This is a genomic window from Citrobacter sp. 50677481 (genome assembly GCF_001463265.1).
In the GTDB taxonomy this organism is placed as follows: Bacteria; Pseudomonadota; Gammaproteobacteria; order Enterobacterales; family Enterobacteriaceae; genus Citrobacter_A; species Citrobacter_A sedlakii.
In genome coordinates this window covers 79,007-95,462 of sequence record NZ_LNHZ01000061.1, presented here as the reverse complement: position 1 = coordinate 95,462, position 16,456 = coordinate 79,007, and the positions used below count along the sequence as shown (strand labels likewise).

The following is a 16,456-nucleotide window of genomic DNA, read 5'->3' as shown; positions in this document are numbered from 1 at the left end:
AAAGCAATGCAGGAAACACGCTACGCAAAAGCATTCATGATGCATCAAGGCAGCGAGCACATGAATCTCCAGGCGCTTACACACGTAAGCGACCGGGAGACGTGTGCGCAGCCAACGCAGAGGCAGCTTGAAGCATGACGCGTATAAAAGCGAAACGCCAGGAAGAACAAACCAACTTTATCAGTTGGCGTTTTGCGTTGCTTTGCGGCTGCATTTTATTGGCGCTGGGTTTTCTGCTGGGCCGTGTGGCCTGGTTGCAGATTATCGCCCCGGATATGCTGGTGCGTCAGGGCGACATGCGTTCGCTGCGCGTCCAGGAAGTCGCCACTTCCCGCGGTATGATCACTGACCGTTCCGGGCGTCCGCTGGCGGTCAGCGTGCCGGTGAAAGCGATTTGGGCGGACCCGAAAGAAGTGCATGACGCGGGTGGCGTCAGCGTCGGGGATCGCTGGAAAGCGCTCTCCACCGCGCTTAATATCCCGCTCGATCAGCTGGCTGCCCGCATTAACGCCAACCCGAAAGGGCGCTTTATCTATCTGGCGCGTCAGCTCAACCCGGATATGGCCGACTACATCAAAAAGCTGAAGCTACCGGGCATTCATTTGCGTGAAGAATCACGTCGCTACTACCCTTCCGGCGAAGTGACCGCTCACCTCATCGGGTTCACCAACGTTGACAGCCAGGGTATCGAAGGCGTCGAAAAAAGCTTCGACAAATGGCTGACCGGCCAGCCTGGCGAACGTGTGGTGCGTAAAGACCGCTATGGCCGCGTGATTGAGGATATCTCCTCCACCGACAGCCAGGCGGCGCACAACCTGGCGCTGAGTATTGATGAGCGCCTGCAGGCGCTGGTTTATCGCGAGCTGAACAACGCGGTGGCGTTTAACAAAGCGGAATCCGGCAGCGCGGTGTTGGTGGATGTGAACACCGGCGAAGTCCTGGCGATGGCGAACAGCCCGTCCTACAACCCGAACAACCTCAGCGGTACGCCGAAAGACGCGATGCGTAACCGGACCATTACCGACGTTTTCGAACCGGGTTCCACCGTCAAACCGATGGTGGTCATGACGGCGCTCCAGCGGGGTATCGTCAACGAGAACACGGTGCTCAACACCATTCCCTATCGAATTAACGGTCACGAAATCAAAGACGTGGCGCGCTACAGCGAATTGACCCTGACCGGGGTTCTACAGAAGTCGAGTAACGTCGGTGTTTCTAAGCTGGCGTTAGCGATGCCGTCCTCAGCGTTAGTAGACACTTACTCACGTTTTGGGCTGGGAAAAGCGACCAATTTGGGGTTGGTCGGAGAACGCAGTGGCTTATATCCTCAAAAACAACGGTGGTCTGACATAGAGAGGGCCACCTTCTCTTTCGGCTACGGGCTAATGGTAACGCCGTTACAGTTAGCGCGAGTCTACGCAACCATCGGCAGCTACGGGGTTTACCGTCCGCTGTCGATCACCAAAGTTGATCCCCCTGTTCCGGGAGAACGCATCTTCCCGGAATCCATCGTGCGCACCGTCGTACATATGATGGAAAGCGTGGCCCTGCCGGGCGGTGGCGGCGTGAAAGCGGCAATTAAAGGTTATCGCATCGCGATTAAAACCGGGACGGCGAAAAAAGTCGGACCGGATGGTCGCTACATCAACAAATACATTGCTTATACCGCGGGCGTTGCGCCTGCGAGTCAGCCGCGCTTTGCGCTGGTTGTTGTTATCAACGATCCGCAGGCGGGTAAATACTACGGCGGCGCCGTGTCCGCGCCGGTCTTTGGTGCCATCATGGGCGGCGTACTGCGCACCATGAACATCGAGCCGGATGCGCTGGCCACGGGCGAAAAAAGTGAATTCGTAATTAATCAAGGCGAGGGAACAGGTGGCAGATCGTAATTTGCGCGACCTTCTTGCTCCGTGGGTACCAGGTTTACCTGCGAGAGAACTGCGAGAGATGACACTCGACAGCCGCGTGGCTGCTTCGGGCGATCTCTTTGTGGCAGTGAAAGGTCATCAGGCGGACGGGCGTCGATATATCCCGCAGGCGATAGCGCAAGGTGTGGCTGCCATTATTGCAGAAGCGAAAGAAGAGGCGACCGACGGCGAAGTTCGTGAAATGCACGGCGTACCGGTCATCTATCTGAGCCAACTGAACGAACGTTTATCTGCACTGGCTGGTCGCTTTTATCACGAACCCTCTGAAAACATGCGTCTGGTTGGCGTGACCGGCACCAACGGTAAAACCACCACCACACAATTGCTGGCGCAGTGGAGCCAACTGTTGGGCGAAACCAGCGCGGTGATGGGCACCGTCGGCAATGGCCTTTTGGGGAAAGTGATCCCGACTGAAAATACCACCGGGTCGGCGGTAGATGTGCAGCATGTCCTGGCGGGATTGGTCGATGAAGGCGCCACCTTTGGCGCAATGGAAGTCTCTTCGCACGGTCTGGTGCAGCATCGCGTGGCGGCGCTGAAATTCGCCGCGACCGTCTTTACCAATCTCAGCCGCGATCACCTGGACTATCACGGTGACATGGAACAGTACGAAGCGGCAAAATGGCTGCTTTTCTCCACGCATCATTATGGTCAGGCCATTATCAACGCGGATGACGAAGTGGGTCGCCGCTGGCTGGCAAATCTGCCGGACGCGGTTGCCGTCTCGATGGAAGACCACATCAACCCGAACTGCCATGGCCGTTGGCTGAAGGCAGTCGACGTGAACTATCACGATAGCGGCGCGACGATTCGCTTTGCTTCAAGCTGGGGTGAAGGCGAAATCGAAAGCCGTCTGATGGGTGCCTTTAATGTCAGTAATCTGCTGTTGGCGCTGGCGACGCTGCTGGCGCTGGGCTATCCGCTGAGCGAACTGCTGAAAACCGCCGCGCGTTTGCAGCCGGTTTGCGGTCGCATGGAAGTGTTCAGCGCGCCGGGTAAAACCACCGTGGTGGTTGACTACGCCCACACCCCGGATGCGCTGGAAAAAGCGTTGCAGGCGGCGCGTCTGCACTGTACCGGTCAGCTCTGGTGCGTCTTTGGCTGTGGCGGCGATCGCGACAAAGGTAAGCGTCCGCTGATGGGGGCGATCGCGGAAGAGTTTGCCGATGTGGTTGTCGTTACCGACGACAATCCACGTACCGAAGAACCGCGCGCTATTATCGATGACATTCTGGCGGGAATGCTGGATGCCGGACACGCCCGGGTGATGGAAGGCCGCGCCGAGGCGGTCACGAACGTCATTATGCAGGCGAAAGAAAACGACGTGGTGCTGGTAGCGGGTAAAGGTCATGAAGATTACCAAATCATCGGCACGCAGCGTCTCGACTATTCTGACCGCGTAACCGCAGCGCGGCTGCTGGGGGTTATCGCATGATTAGCGTAACGCTCAGTCAACTTACCGGCATCCTTAACGGCAAACTGAAAGGGGACGATCTGACCCTCGACGCCGTGACCACCGATACGCGCAAACTGACGCCGGGCTGCCTGTTTGTGGCGCTGAAAGGCGAACGCTTTGACGCCCATGATTTTGCCGCCCAGGCGAAAGAGGGCGGAGCGGGGGCGCTGCTGGTCAGCCGTCCGCTGGACTGCGACTTGCCGCAGCTTGTCGTTCAGGACACCCGTCTGGCGTTTGGCGAACTGGCCGCGTGGGTTCGCGCGCAGGTACCGGCTCGCGTAGTCGCGCTGACCGGTTCCTCCGGCAAAACCTCCGTCAAAGAGATGACCGCCGCTATTCTGAGCCAGTGTGGCAAAACCTTATACACCGCAGGCAATCTTAATAATGATATCGGCGTACCGATGACGCTGCTGCGGTTAACCGAAGAATATGACTTTGCCGTTATTGAATTAGGCGCCAATCACCAGGGCGAAATTGCGTGGACCGTCAGCCTGACGCGACCAGAAGCGGCGCTGGTGAATAATCTGGCCGCCGCGCATCTTGAGGGCTTCGGCTCTCTGGCGGGCGTGGCGAAGGCGAAAGGCGAAATCTATACCGGTCTGCCGGAAAACGGCATTGCCATTATGAACGCCGATAACAACGACTGGCTGAACTGGCAAAGCGTGATTGGCGACCGTAAAGTCTGGCGCTTTTCCCCGAATGCCGCCAACAGCGATTTTACCGCGACCAACATCCATGTGACCTCGCACGGTACGGAGTTCACCCTCCTGACGCCGGTGGGGGGCATTGATGTGCTGTTGCCGCTGCCGGGGCGTCACAACATCGCCAATGCGCTGGCGGCAGCGTCGCTGGCGATGGCTGTCGGCGCGCCGCTGGAGGCGATCAAATCCGGCCTCGCGGATCTGAAAGCGGTGCCGGGACGTCTGTTCCCGGTTCAGTTGGCAGAAAACAAGCTGCTGCTGGATGATTCCTACAACGCTAACGTCGGATCGATGACCGCCGCCGTACAGGTCCTGGCCGAAATGCCGGGCTACCGCGTACTGGTGGTGGGTGATATGGCGGAGCTGGGCGCAGAAAGCGAAGCGTGCCATGTGCAGGTCGGCACTGCCGCGCGCGCGGCGGGGATCGACAGTGTATTGAGTACAGGAAAACTGAGCCATGCCATCAGCGAGGCCAGCGGCACAGGCGAGCATTTCGCGGACAAATCCGCGCTGATCGCCCGTCTGAAGGCGCTGATTGCAGAGCAACAGATCATTACCATTTTAGTGAAGGGTTCACGTAGTGCCGCCATGGAAGAGGTAGTACGCGCATTACAGGAGAATGGAACATGTTAGTTTGGCTGGCCGAACATTTGGTCAAATATTATTCCGGCTTCAACGTCTTTTCCTATCTGACGTTTCGCGCCATCGTCAGCCTGCTGACCGCGCTGTTCATCTCCTTATGGATGGGCCCGCGCATGATTGCCCGTTTGCAAAAGCTCTCCTTCGGTCAGGTCGTGCGTAACGACGGTCCGGAATCTCACTTCAGCAAGCGTGGGACGCCGACGATGGGCGGCATTATGATCCTGACGGCGATTGTGATTTCCGTGCTGCTGTGGGCTTATCCGTCCAACCCGTACGTCTGGTGTGTACTGGTTGTGCTGATTGGCTACGGCATTATTGGTTTTGTTGACGACTACCGCAAAGTGGTGCGTAAAGACACCAAAGGGCTGATTGCCCGCTGGAAGTATTTCTGGATGTCGGTGATTGCGCTGGGTGTGGCATTCGCCCTGTATCTCGCCGGGAAAGATACGCCTGCCACCGAGCTGGTGGTGCCGTTCTTTAAAGACGTCATGCCGCAGTTGGGCCTGTTCTACGTCCTGCTGGCGTATTTCGTGATTGTGGGAACGGGGAATGCGGTGAACCTGACCGACGGTCTGGATGGCTTAGCCATTATGCCTACCGTCTTCGTCGCCGCGGGATTTGCCCTGGTGGCGTGGGCGACCGGTAACATGAATTTCGCTAACTATCTGCATATTCCGTATCTGCGTCATGCGGGGGAACTGGTGATCGTCTGTACGGCGATAGTCGGCGCGGGATTAGGTTTCCTGTGGTTCAATACTTACCCGGCGCAGGTCTTTATGGGCGATGTCGGTTCGCTGGCGCTGGGCGGCGCGCTGGGGATTATTGCTGTGCTGCTGCGTCAGGAGTTCCTGCTGGTGATTATGGGCGGCGTGTTTGTCGTGGAAACCCTGTCGGTGATCCTGCAGGTCGGCTCCTTTAAACTGCGCGGACAGCGTATTTTCCGCATGGCGCCGATTCATCACCATTATGAACTGAAAGGCTGGCCGGAACCGCGCGTGATTGTGCGCTTCTGGATTATTTCGCTGATGCTGGTGCTGATTGGCCTGGCAACGCTGAAGGTACGTTAATCATGGCTGATTACCAGGGCAAAAACGTCGTCATTATCGGTCTGGGGCTTACCGGACTCTCTTGCGTGGACTTTTTTCTTGCCCGCGGCGTGGCTCCTCGCGTGATGGACACCCGGGCGACGCCGCCGGGGCTGGATAAACTACCCGAAGCGGTTGAGCGCCACATTGGCAGCCTGAATGAAGACTGGCTGCTGGCGGCGGATCTGATTGTCGCCAGCCCTGGTATTGCCCTGGCGCACCCGGCGCTGAGCGCCGCCGCCGACGCAGGCGTGGAAATTGTCGGCGATATTGAACTGTTCTGCCGTGAAGCGCAGGCGCCGATTGTGGCGATTACCGGCTCGAACGGCAAAAGTACGGTCACCACGCTGGTGGGTGAGATGGCGAAAGCGGCAGGCGTAAACGTCGGCGTCGGCGGCAATATCGGCCTGCCCGCGTTGATGCTGCTGGATGCCGAGCGCGAACTGTACGTTCTGGAATTGTCCAGTTTCCAACTGGAAACCACCTGCAGTCTGCAGGCGGTGGCGGCGACGATCCTCAACGTGACTGAAGATCATATGGATCGCTACCCGTTTGGTCTGCAGCAGTACCGCGCGGCGAAACTGCGCGTCTATGAGAACGCCAAAGTGTGCGTCGTCAATGCTGACGATGCGCTGACCATGCCGGTGCGCGGCGCCGATGCGCGTTGCGTCAGCTTCGGCGTAAACATGGGTGACTACCACCTTAACCGCCAGCAGGGCGAAACCTGGCTGCGGGTGAAAGGCGAAAAAGTGCTGAACGTGAAAGAGATGAAACTCAGCGGGCAGCACAATTATACCAATGCCCTGGCGGCGCTGGCGCTGGCGGACGCCGCAGGTTTACCGCGCGCCAGCAGCCTGAAAGCCCTGACCACCTTTACCGGCCTGGCGCATCGCTTCCAGCTGGCATTGGAGCACAACGGGGTGCGCTGGATCAACGATTCGAAAGCCACCAACGTGGGCAGTACCGAGGCGGCGCTGAACGGGCTGCACGTTGATGGCACACTGCATCTGCTGCTGGGCGGCGACGGCAAGTCGGCGGATTTTTCGTCGCTTGCGCGCTACCTCGACGGTGATCGCGTGCGGCTGTACTGCTTTGGTCGCGATGGGGCGCAGCTTGCCGCGCTGCGTCCGGAGATCGCCGAACAGACAGAAACCCTGGAAGAAGCAATGCGCCTGCTGGCGCCGCGCGTGAAGTCGGGTGATATGGTTCTGCTCTCTCCGGCCTGCGCCAGCCTCGACCAGTTTAAGAATTTTGAGCAACGGGGTGATGTCTTTACCCGTCTGGCGAAGGAGTTAGGTTGATGCGTTTATCTCTCCCTCGCCTGAGACTGCCGCGCCTGCCGGGATTTGGCATCCTGGGCTGGATCTTTGCGGCGCTGAAAGGCTGGGTGATGGGCTCGCGGGATAAAGACACCGACAGCCTGGTGATGTATGACCGTATGCTGCTGTGGCTGACTTTTGGCCTGGCGGCGATCGGTTTCGTGATGGTGACTTCGGCATCTATGCCGGTAGGCCAGCGTCTGGCGGGCGATCCGTTCCTGTTTGCCAAACGTGACGCGCTCTATATTTTACTGGCATTTTGTCTGGCGATGATCACGCTACGCCTGCCGATGGAGTTCTGGCAGCGCTACAGCACCACGATGCTGATCGCCTCGATCATCATGCTGTTGATCGTACTGGTGGTCGGCAGCTCGGTGAACGGGGCATCGCGCTGGATTGCGCTCGGGCCGCTGCGTATTCAGCCGGCGGAATTCACCAAGCTGTCGTTGTTCTGTTACCTGGCGAACTATCTGGTGCGCAAGGTTGACGAAGTGCGTAACAACCTGCGCGGCTTTTTAAAACCGATGGGCGTGATCCTCGTACTGGCGGTATTGCTGCTGGCGCAGCCTGACCTCGGCACCGTTGTGGTGCTGTTCGTCACCACGCTGGCGATGCTTTTTCTGGCCGGGGCAAAGCTGTGGCAGTTCATCGCTATCATCGGCATGGGGATTTCGGCGGTCGTGCTGCTGATCCTCGCAGAACCGTATCGTATTCGCCGCGTGACTTCGTTCTGGAACCCGTGGGAAGACCCATTCGGTAGCGGTTATCAGCTCACTCAGTCTCTGATGGCGTTCGGTCGCGGGGAAGTCTGGGGACAAGGGCTGGGTAACTCAGTACAGAAACTGGAGTATTTGCCGGAAGCGCATACCGACTTCATCTTCGCCATTATTGGGGAAGAACTGGGTTATATCGGTGTGGTACTGGCACTTTTAATGGTATTCTTCGTCGCTTTTCGCGCGATGTCGATTGGCCGTAAGGCGTTACAGATTGACCACCGCTTTTCCGGCTTTTTGGCTTGCTCTATCGGGATCTGGTTTAGTTTCCAGGCGCTGGTTAACGTGGGGGCCGCGGCGGGGATGCTGCCAACCAAAGGTCTGACGCTGCCGCTTATCAGCTACGGTGGCTCAAGTCTGTTGATTATGTCGACGGCAATCATGATGTTGCTGCGAATTGATTATGAAACACGTCTGGAAAAAGCCCAGGCGTTTACACGAGGTTTACGATGAGGGGTCAGGCGAAGCGGTTGATGGTGATGGCGGGCGGTACCGGCGGACATGTGTTCCCGGGGCTGGCGGTCGCGCACCATTTAATGGCTCAGGGCTGGGATGTTCGCTGGCTGGGCACCGCAGACCGTATGGAAGCGGATTTAGTTCCGAAGCACGGAATTGACATTGATTTCATCCGCATCTCCGGGCTGCGCGGGAAAGGCGTCAACGCGCTGCTGGCCGCACCGCTGCGTATTTTCAATGCGTGGCGTCAGGCGCGCGCGATCATGAAGTCATTTAAGCCTGACGTGGTGCTGGGGATGGGCGGGTATGTTTCCGGCCCCGGCGGCCTTGCCGCGTGGTCATTGGGTATTCCGGTGGTGCTGCACGAACAAAACGGCATTGCCGGGCTAACCAATAAATGGCTGGCGAAAATTGCCACCAAGGTTATGCAGGCTTTCCCGGGCGCGTTCCCGAATGCGGAAGTGGTAGGGAACCCGGTTCGGACTGACGTGCTGGCGTTACCGCTGCCGCAGGATCGCCTTCCAGGGCGTGTTGGCCCGATTCGCATACTGGTGGTCGGTGGTTCCCAGGGGGCGCGCGTACTGAATCAAACGCTGCCGCAGGTTGCCGCGAAACTCGGTAATGCCGTGACCATCTGGCATCAAAGCGGAAAAGGTGGGCAGCAGACGGTCGAACAGGCTTACGCCAGCGCCGGGCAACCGCAGCATAAAGTGACTGAATTTATAGATGATATGGCCGCCGCTTACGCATGGGCCGATGTGGTGGTATGTCGTTCAGGCGCCCTGACGGTCAGTGAGATCGCCGCAGCCGGTTTACCCGCGCTGTTTGTGCCTTTCCAGCACAAAGACCGACAGCAGTACTGGAATGCGCTACCGCTGGAAAAAGCGGGCGCCGCTAAAATCCTTGAGCAGCCGCAGTTTACCGTGGATGCCGTTGTGAACACCCTGTCCGGGTGGGATCGGGACGTATTACTGGAGATGGCGCAACGCGCGCGCGCGACGGCCATCCCGGATGCCACTGAACGGGTGGCGAAAGAAGTCAGCCTGGCAGCCCGGGCTTAACCCTCGCAGCGCGTGTTGCGCTGCACGAATTTTTTGAAGTAGTTAATGGCGTAAAGAATGAATACACAACAACTGGCAAAACTGCGTTCCATCGTGCCCGAAATGCGTCGCGTTCGGCACATTCACTTTGTCGGCATCGGTGGTGCCGGTATGGGCGGTATTGCCGAAGTTCTGGCTAACGAAGGTTATCAGATCAGTGGTTCCGACTTAGCGCCAAACCCGGTGACGCAGCAGCTTACCAACCTGGGAGCGACGATTTACTTTAACCATCGTCCGGAAAACGTGCTCGACGCCAGCGTGGTGGTGGTCTCCAGCGCGATCTCCGCCGATAACCCGGAGATCGTGGCGGCGCATGAAGCGCGCATACCGGTGATCCGCCGCGCGGAGATGCTGGCGGAGCTGATGCGTTTTCGTCATGGTATCGCAATTGCCGGGACGCACGGCAAAACGACCACCACCGCGATGGTTTCCAGCATATACGCGGAAGCGGGCCTGGACCCCACCTTTGTCAACGGCGGTCTGGTGAAAGCGGCGGGCGTGCATGCGCGTCTCGGGCATAGCCGTTATCTGATTGCGGAAGCAGATGAGAGCGACGCATCGTTCCTGCACCTGCAACCGATGGTGGCGATTGTCACTAACATCGAAGCCGATCATATGGATACCTACCATGGCGACTTCGAAAATTTAAAGCAGACGTTCATTAATTTCCTGCATAACCTGCCGTTTTATGGTCGTGCGGTGATGTGCGTTGACGACCCGGTGATCCGCGAGCTGTTGCCGCGCGTCGGGCGTCAGACCACGACTTACGGCTTTAGCGATGATGCTGACGTTCGCGTGGAAGATTATCAGCAGATCGGTCCGCAGGGGCATTTTACGTTGCTGCGTCAGGGGATGCCTGAGCTGCGTGTAACCCTGAACGCTCCGGGGCGTCATAATGCGTTGAACGCCGCGGCTGCCGTGGCGGTGGCGACGGAAGAGGGCATTGCCGACGACGCTATTTTACGTGCGCTGGAAAGTTTCCAGGGCACCGGTCGCCGCTTCGACTTCCTCGGGGAATTCCCGCTTGAGCCAGTAAATGGCAAGGCCGGAACGGCGATGTTGGTGGATGATTATGGTCATCACCCGACGGAAGTGGACGCGACTATCAAAGCCGCTCGCGCGGGCTGGCCGGATAAAAACCTGGTGATGCTGTTTCAGCCGCACCGCTTTACGCGTACCCGCGATCTGTACGACGACTTTGCCAACGTGCTGACTCAGGTTGACGCACTGTTGATGCTGGATGTGTATGCCGCCGGGGAAACGCCGATTCCGGGCGCTGACAGCCGTTCGCTGTGCCGCACGATTCGCGGGCGCGGTAAGATCGACCCAATTCTGGTTCCCGATCCGGCGCAGGTCGCTGAAATGCTGGCGCCGGTCTTAACCGGCAATGATTTAATTCTGGTGCAGGGTGCGGGAAATATCGGCAAAATCGCGCGTTCCTTAGCTGAAATCAAACTGAAGCCGCAAATTCAGGAGGACGAGCATCATGGCTGATAAAATCGCGGTCCTGCTGGGGGGGACATCCGCTGAACGTGACGTGTCGCTGAATTCCGGCGCGGCGGTGCTCGCCGGGCTGCGTGAAGGCGGCGTGGATGCGCATCCTGTCGATCCGAAAGAGACCGACGTGACGCAACTGAAAGCGATGGGGTTTCAGAAAGTCTTTATCGCGCTGCACGGTCGTGGAGGCGAAGACGGTACGTTACAGGGATTGTTGGAGTTGATCGGCCTGCCGTATACCGGCAGCGGCGTGATGGCTTCTGCCATCTCCATGGATAAATTGCGCAGTAAATTGCTGTGGCAGGGCGCGGGGTTACCCGTTGCGCCATGGGTGGCGCTGACTCGCGCCCAGTTTGAGAAAGGCCTCAGCGAGGCGGTCGTCACGGAAATTTCTGCGCTCGGTTTACCGCTGATCGTGAAGCCCAGCCGCGAAGGTTCCAGCGTCGGCATGTCGAAGGTTTCGGAATATGATGGTTTACACAGTGCCTTAGCGCTGGCATTTCAACATGATGAAGAAGTATTGATTGAAAAATGGCTTAGCGGACCGGAATTTACCGTCGCGATACTGGGTGAAGAAATTTTACCGTCGATACGTATCCAACCCGCTGGAACCTTCTATGATTATGAGGCGAAGTATCTGTCTGATGAGACACAATATTTCTGCCCGGCGGGTCTGGAATCCGATCAGGAGACCCATTTGCGCGCTTTAGTGCAAAAAGCATGGTCAACGTTAGGTTGCGAAGGTTGGGGGCGTATTGACGCCATGCTGGATAGCGATGGGCAGTTTTATCTGCTGGAAGCGAATACCTCACCGGGTATGACCAGTCACAGTCTGGTGCCGATGGCGGCGCGACAGGCTGGGATGAGCTTCTCGCAGTTAGTGGTACGTATTCTGGAGTTGGCGGACTGATATGTCGCAGGCGGCGCTGAACACGCGAAACAGTGACGAAGAGGTGTCTTCATCACGTCGCAATAATGGAACGCGTCTTGCAGGAATTTTATTTCTGCTGACGGTGCTGTGTACCGTGTTTGTCAGCGGCTGGGTGGTGTTGGGCTGGATGGAAGACGCGCAGCGTTTACCGCTGTCAAAACTGGTGTTAACCGGCGAGCGGCACTACACGAAAAATGATGATATCCGGCAGTCAATTCTGGCGCTGGGCGCGCCTGGCACCTTCATGACGCAGGATGTCAATATCATTCAGAACCAGATTGAACGCCTGCCGTGGATCAAGCAGGCCAGCGTCAGAAAGCAATGGCCCGATGAATTGAAGATTCATCTGGTTGAATATGTGCCGATAGCGCGTTGGAATGATCAGCATATGGTGGACGCCGAAGGAAATGCTTTCAGCGTGCCGTCAGAACGTACCAGCAAACAGGTCCTGCCGATGCTGTATGGCCCGGAAGGCAGCGCAAGTGAAGTGTTGCAGGGCTATCGCGAGATGGGACAGATACTGGCGAAGGACAGATTTACTCTGAAGGAAGCGGCGATGACCGCACGTCGTTCCTGGCAGTTGACGCTGAATAACGATATTAAGCTCAACCTTGGCAGGGGCGACACGATGAAACGTTTGGCTCGCTTTGTAGAACTCTATCCGGTTTTACAGCAGCAGGCGCAAACCGATGGCAAACGGATTAGCTACGTTGATTTGCGTTATGACTCAGGTGCGGCAGTAGGGTGGGCGCCCTTACCGCCTGAGGAATCTACTCAGCAACAGAATCAGGCACAGGCAGAACAACAATGATCAAGGCGACGGACAGAAAACTGGTAGTTGGACTGGAGATTGGCACCGCGAAGGTTGCCGCTTTAGTAGGGGAAGTTCTGCCCGACGGTATGGTCAATATCATTGGCGTGGGCAGTTGCCCGTCGCGCGGTATGGATAAAGGCGGGGTTAATGACCTTGAGTCGGTAGTGAAGTGCGTACAGCGCGCTATCGACCAGGCAGAACTGATGGCGGATTGCCAGATTTCCTCTGTGTATCTGGCGCTTTCCGGCAAGCACATTAGCTGTCAGAATGAAATCGGCATGGTGCCGATTTCCGAAGAAGAAGTGACGCAGGAAGACGTGGAAAACGTCGTGCATACCGCGAAGTCGGTGCGCGTACGCGATGAGCACCGTGTGCTGCACGTGATTCCGCAGGAATATGCGATTGACTATCAGGAAGGCATCAAAAATCCTGTCGGTCTTTCCGGGGTGCGAATGCAGGCGAAAGTGCATTTAATCACCTGCCACAACGATATGGCAAAAAACATTGTGAAAGCCGTTGAACGTTGTGGCCTGAAAGTTGACCAACTGATATTTGCCGGCCTGGCGGCCAGTTATTCCGTATTGACGGAAGATGAACGTGAACTGGGCGTCTGCGTCGTGGATATCGGGGGTGGTACAATGGATATCGCCGTTTATACTGGCGGGGCGTTGCGCCATACCAAGGTGATACCTTATGCAGGTAACGTGGTCACCAGCGACATTGCCTACGCTTTCGGTACGCCGCCAAGCGACGCCGAAGCGATCAAAGTTCGCCATGGCTGCGCGTTGGGTTCCATCGTCGGTAAAGACGAAAGCGTTGAAGTGCCGAGCGTGGGCGGTCGTCCGCCGCGCAGTCTGCAGCGACAAACGCTGGCGGAGGTTATTGAGCCGCGCTACACCGAGCTGCTCAACCTGGTCAACGAAGAAATATTGCAATTACAGGAACAGCTTCGCCAGCAGGGGGTGAAACATCATCTTGCGGCGGGGATTGTGTTAACCGGTGGCGCAGCGCAGATCGAAGGTCTTGCTGCCTGCGCCCAGCGCGTGTTCCATACGCAGGTGCGTATCGGTGCGCCGCTGAATATTACTGGTCTGACGGATTACGCTCAGGAGCCGTATTACTCGACGGCGGTTGGGCTGCTTCACTACGGGAAAGAGTCCCACTTAAATGGTGAAGCTGAAGTAGAAAAACGCGTAACAGCTTCGGTCGGCTCGTGGATCAAGCGTATCAACAGCTGGCTGCGTAAAGAGTTTTAATTTTTTTATGAGACCGGCGAAAATTACGGTCTCAGGCGACAGGCACAACGGAGAGAGAGATTATGTTTGAACCAATGGAATTAACCAACGACGCGGTGATTAAAGTCATCGGCGTCGGTGGCGGCGGTGGTAATGCCGTTGAGCACATGGTGCGCGAGCGCATTGAAGGTGTCGAATTCTTCGCAGTGAACACTGACGCGCAAGCGTTACGTAAAACTGCGGTTGGCCAGACCATTCAGATTGGTAGCGGAATTACCAAAGGTCTGGGCGCCGGCGCAAACCCGGAAGTGGGGCGCAACGCTGCGGATGAAGACCGTGAAGCCTTGCGTGCCGCGCTGGATGGCGCAGACATGGTGTTTATCGCCGCGGGCATGGGCGGCGGTACCGGTACCGGCGCCGCGCCAGTGGTTGCTGAAGTTGCAAAAGATTTAGGCATTCTGACCGTTGCCGTGGTGACCAAGCCTTTCAACTTTGAAGGCAAAAAGCGCATGGCCTTTGCGGAGCAGGGGATCACTGAGCTGTCCAAGCATGTGGACTCGCTGATCACCATTCCGAACGACAAGCTGCTGAAAGTGCTGGGTCGCGGTATTTCTCTGCTTGACGCGTTTGGCGCGGCGAACGACGTGCTGAAAGGCGCGGTGCAGGGTATCGCAGAGCTGATCACCCGTCCGGGTCTGATGAACGTCGACTTTGCGGATGTGCGCACGGTGATGTCCGAAATGGGCTACGCGATGATGGGCTCCGGCGTGGCAAGCGGTGAAGACCGCGCGGAAGAAGCGGCTGAAATGGCGATTTCTTCTCCACTGCTGGAAGATATCGATCTGTCTGGCGCGCGCGGCGTGCTGGTTAACATCACCGCGGGCTTCGACCTGCGTCTGGATGAGTTTGAAACCGTGGGGAACACCATCCGTGCGTTTGCTTCGGATAACGCGACCGTGGTTATCGGTACTTCTCTGGACCCGGATATGAACGACGAACTGCGCGTTACCGTCGTGGCGACCGGAATTGGTATGGACAAACGTCCGGAAATCACGCTGGTGACCAACAAACAGGTACAGCAGCCGGTACTGGATCGTTACCAGCAGCACGGCATGGCGCCGCTGACCCAGGAGCAGAAGCCAGCCGCAAAAGTGGTAAACGACAATACGCCGCAGACCGCCAAAGAGCCGGATTATCTGGATATTCCTGCCTTCCTGCGTAAGCAAGCTGATTAAGAATTAGCTGGAAGTTGGGATTCGCGGCTCTTTGTGCTAAACTGGCCCACCGAATGTATAGTACACTTCGGTTGGATAGGTAATTTGGCGAGATTATACGATGATCAAACAAAGGACACTTAAACGTATCGTTCAGGCGACTGGCGTCGGTTTACATACCGGCAAGAAAGTCACCCTGACCTTACGCCCTGCGCCGGCCAACACCGGGGTCATCTATCGTCGCACCGACTTGAATCCACCGGTAGATTTTCCGGCCGATGCCAAATCTGTGCGTGATACCATGCTCTGTACGTGTCTGGTCAACGAGCATGATGTACGGATTTCAACCGTTGAGCACCTGAATGCGGCGCTGGCGGGTTTAGGTATCGATAACATCGTTATTGAAGTCGATGCTCCGGAAATCCCGATCATGGATGGCAGCGCTGCGCCGTTCGTCTACCTGCTCCTTGACGCCGGTATCGAAGAACTGAAAAGCGCGAAGAAATTTGTTCGCATCAAAGAGACCGTTCGCGTCGAAGATGGCGACAAGTGGGCTGAGTTCAAGCCATACAATGGTTTTACGTTGGATTTCACCATCGACTTTAACCATCCGGCGATCGACTCCAGCACGCAGCGCTATGCGATGAACTTCTCTGCTGACGCGTTTATGCGTCAGATCAGCCGCGCGCGTACTTTCGGCTTCATGCGTGATATCGAATATCTGCAGTCCCGCGGCCTGTGCCTGGGCGGCAGCTTCGATTGTGCCATCGTTGTTGACGATTATCGCGTACTGAACGAAGACGGCCTGCGTTTTGAAGACGAATTCGTTCGTCATAAAATGCTTGACGCGATTGGTGACTTGTTCATGTGTGGTCACAACATTATTGGTGCATTTACCGCGTATAAGTCCGGTCATGCATTGAATAACAAATTGTTGCAGGCTGTTCTGGCAAAACAGGAAGCCTGGGAATATGTGACCTTCGAAGACGACGCAGAACTGCCGTTGGCTTTCAAAGCACCATCGACCGTACTGGCATAACGACACGCGTTGTCGCATAAATTCGACTGGTAAATCTGGCACTCTCTCCGGCCAGGTAAGCCAGTCGTTTTTTTTTGCTCGTTGAGCGGGCCGGTATGGGTAACAGACTTTCTTCAATGTCAAAACCCATTCTGCACTAAAATGCTGTGCGAACGCTGGTTTCTTAAGCGTTTTTAACCGTATCTTCTCATCAATACTGCTGTAGTACCTGAGCATTAATGATAAGATTTGTGCGCAAAAAACGTTTGAATAACATTTATGGGATG

Annotated in this window: 13 protein-coding genes; all 13 read left to right on the top strand. The window is 56.8% G+C overall.

Annotated elements, in window-relative coordinates; translation table 11 throughout:
• Positions 1-134: 134 nt before the first annotated feature.
• The 13 genes from ftsI to lpxC all read left to right on the top strand — a co-directional run bounded on the left by ftsI (position 135) and on the right by lpxC (position 16,190).
• On the top strand, positions 135-1,889 hold the full coding sequence (gene ftsI / locus APU02_RS17000) for a peptidoglycan glycosyltransferase FtsI (RefSeq protein ID WP_042290065.1): 1,755 nt from the start codon (positions 135-137) through the stop codon (positions 1,887-1,889).
• Positions 1,876-3,363, top strand: a complete 1,488-nt coding sequence (gene murE / locus APU02_RS16995) for a UDP-N-acetylmuramoyl-L-alanyl-D-glutamate--2,6-diaminopimelate ligase (protein ID WP_060570732.1) — start codon at positions 1,876-1,878, stop codon at positions 3,361-3,363. Before ftsI ends, murE begins: the two co-directional genes overlap by 14 nt.
• Entirely contained in the window at positions 3,360-4,718 is a 1,359-nt protein-coding gene (gene murF, locus APU02_RS16990; protein ID WP_060570731.1) for a UDP-N-acetylmuramoyl-tripeptide--D-alanyl-D-alanine ligase, read from the top strand. Before murE ends, murF begins: the two co-directional genes overlap by 4 nt.
• Positions 4,712-5,794 carry a phospho-N-acetylmuramoyl-pentapeptide-transferase gene (gene mraY / locus APU02_RS16985; RefSeq protein WP_012904478.1) on the top strand — a complete coding sequence of 361 codons (1,083 nt, stop codon included), beginning with the start codon at positions 4,712-4,714 and terminating at the stop codon, positions 5,792-5,794. Before murF ends, mraY begins: the two co-directional genes overlap by 7 nt.
• Positions 5,795-5,796: 2 nt before the next feature.
• Positions 5,797-7,113 carry a UDP-N-acetylmuramoyl-L-alanine--D-glutamate ligase gene (gene murD / locus APU02_RS16980; protein ID WP_060570730.1) on the top strand — a complete coding sequence of 439 codons (1,317 nt, stop codon included), beginning with the start codon at positions 5,797-5,799 and terminating at the stop codon, positions 7,111-7,113.
• Positions 7,113-8,357, top strand: a complete 1,245-nt coding sequence (gene ftsW / locus APU02_RS16975) for a cell division protein FtsW (protein WP_042290057.1) — start codon at positions 7,113-7,115, stop codon at positions 8,355-8,357. The genes murD and ftsW overlap by 1 nt, the downstream gene beginning before the upstream one ends.
• On the top strand, positions 8,354-9,421 hold the full coding sequence (gene murG / locus APU02_RS16970) for an undecaprenyldiphospho-muramoylpentapeptide beta-N-acetylglucosaminyltransferase (protein WP_060570729.1): 1,068 nt from the start codon (positions 8,354-8,356) through the stop codon (positions 9,419-9,421). The genes ftsW and murG overlap by 4 nt, the downstream gene beginning before the upstream one ends.
• A 57-nt stretch (positions 9,422-9,478) precedes the next feature.
• Positions 9,479-10,954, top strand: a complete 1,476-nt coding sequence (gene murC, locus APU02_RS16965) for a UDP-N-acetylmuramate--L-alanine ligase (protein ID WP_042290051.1) — start codon at positions 9,479-9,481, stop codon at positions 10,952-10,954.
• Complete coding sequence (locus APU02_RS16960) at positions 10,947-11,867, top strand: D-alanine--D-alanine ligase (RefSeq protein ID WP_060570728.1); 921 nt, start codon at positions 10,947-10,949, stop codon at positions 11,865-11,867. The genes murC and APU02_RS16960 overlap by 8 nt, the downstream gene beginning before the upstream one ends.
• Before the next feature lies 1 nt (position 11,868).
• Positions 11,869-12,699: a cell division protein FtsQ gene (gene ftsQ / locus APU02_RS16955; protein ID WP_042290047.1), complete on the top strand. Its 831-nt coding sequence runs from the start codon at positions 11,869-11,871 to the stop codon at positions 12,697-12,699.
• Positions 12,696-13,958, top strand: coding sequence for a cell division protein FtsA (gene ftsA / locus APU02_RS16950; RefSeq protein ID WP_042290046.1), 1,263 nt, complete (start codon positions 12,696-12,698; stop codon positions 13,956-13,958). The genes ftsQ and ftsA overlap by 4 nt, the downstream gene beginning before the upstream one ends.
• 62 nt (positions 13,959-14,020) lie before the next feature.
• Positions 14,021-15,172: a cell division protein FtsZ gene (ftsZ, locus tag APU02_RS16945; RefSeq protein WP_042290043.1), complete on the top strand. Its 1,152-nt coding sequence runs from the start codon at positions 14,021-14,023 to the stop codon at positions 15,170-15,172.
• 100 nt (positions 15,173-15,272) lie between these two features.
• A complete protein-coding gene (lpxC, locus tag APU02_RS16940) occupies positions 15,273-16,190 on the top strand; it encodes a UDP-3-O-acyl-N-acetylglucosamine deacetylase (protein ID WP_042290041.1) in 918 nt (305 codons plus the stop codon).
• Positions 16,191-16,456 lie beyond the last annotated feature (266 nt).

Bases quoted from the DNA above. Each gene is read 5' to 3' on its own strand.
- ftsI (WP_042290065.1), top strand. From the start codon at position 135: ATGACGCGTATAAAAGCGAAACGCCAGGAAGAACAAACCAACTTTATC.
- murF (WP_060570731.1), top strand. From the start codon at position 3,360: ATGATTAGCGTAACGCTCAGTCAACTTACCGGCATCCTTAACGGCAAA.
- mraY (WP_012904478.1), top strand. From the start codon at position 4,712: ATGTTAGTTTGGCTGGCCGAACATTTGGTCAAATATTATTCCGGCTTC.
- murD (WP_060570730.1), top strand. From the start codon at position 5,797: ATGGCTGATTACCAGGGCAAAAACGTCGTCATTATCGGTCTGGGGCTT.
- ftsW (WP_042290057.1), top strand. From the start codon at position 7,113: ATGCGTTTATCTCTCCCTCGCCTGAGACTGCCGCGCCTGCCGGGATTT.
- murG (WP_060570729.1), top strand. From the start codon at position 8,354: ATGAGGGGTCAGGCGAAGCGGTTGATGGTGATGGCGGGCGGTACCGGC.
- murC (WP_042290051.1), top strand. From the start codon at position 9,479: ATGAATACACAACAACTGGCAAAACTGCGTTCCATCGTGCCCGAAATG.
- APU02_RS16960 (WP_060570728.1), top strand. From the start codon at position 10,947: ATGGCTGATAAAATCGCGGTCCTGCTGGGGGGGACATCCGCTGAACGT.
- ftsQ (WP_042290047.1), top strand. From the start codon at position 11,869: ATGTCGCAGGCGGCGCTGAACACGCGAAACAGTGACGAAGAGGTGTCT.
- ftsA (WP_042290046.1), top strand. From the start codon at position 12,696: ATGATCAAGGCGACGGACAGAAAACTGGTAGTTGGACTGGAGATTGGC.
- ftsZ (WP_042290043.1), top strand. From the start codon at position 14,021: ATGTTTGAACCAATGGAATTAACCAACGACGCGGTGATTAAAGTCATC.
- lpxC (WP_042290041.1), top strand. From the start codon at position 15,273: ATGATCAAACAAAGGACACTTAAACGTATCGTTCAGGCGACTGGCGTC.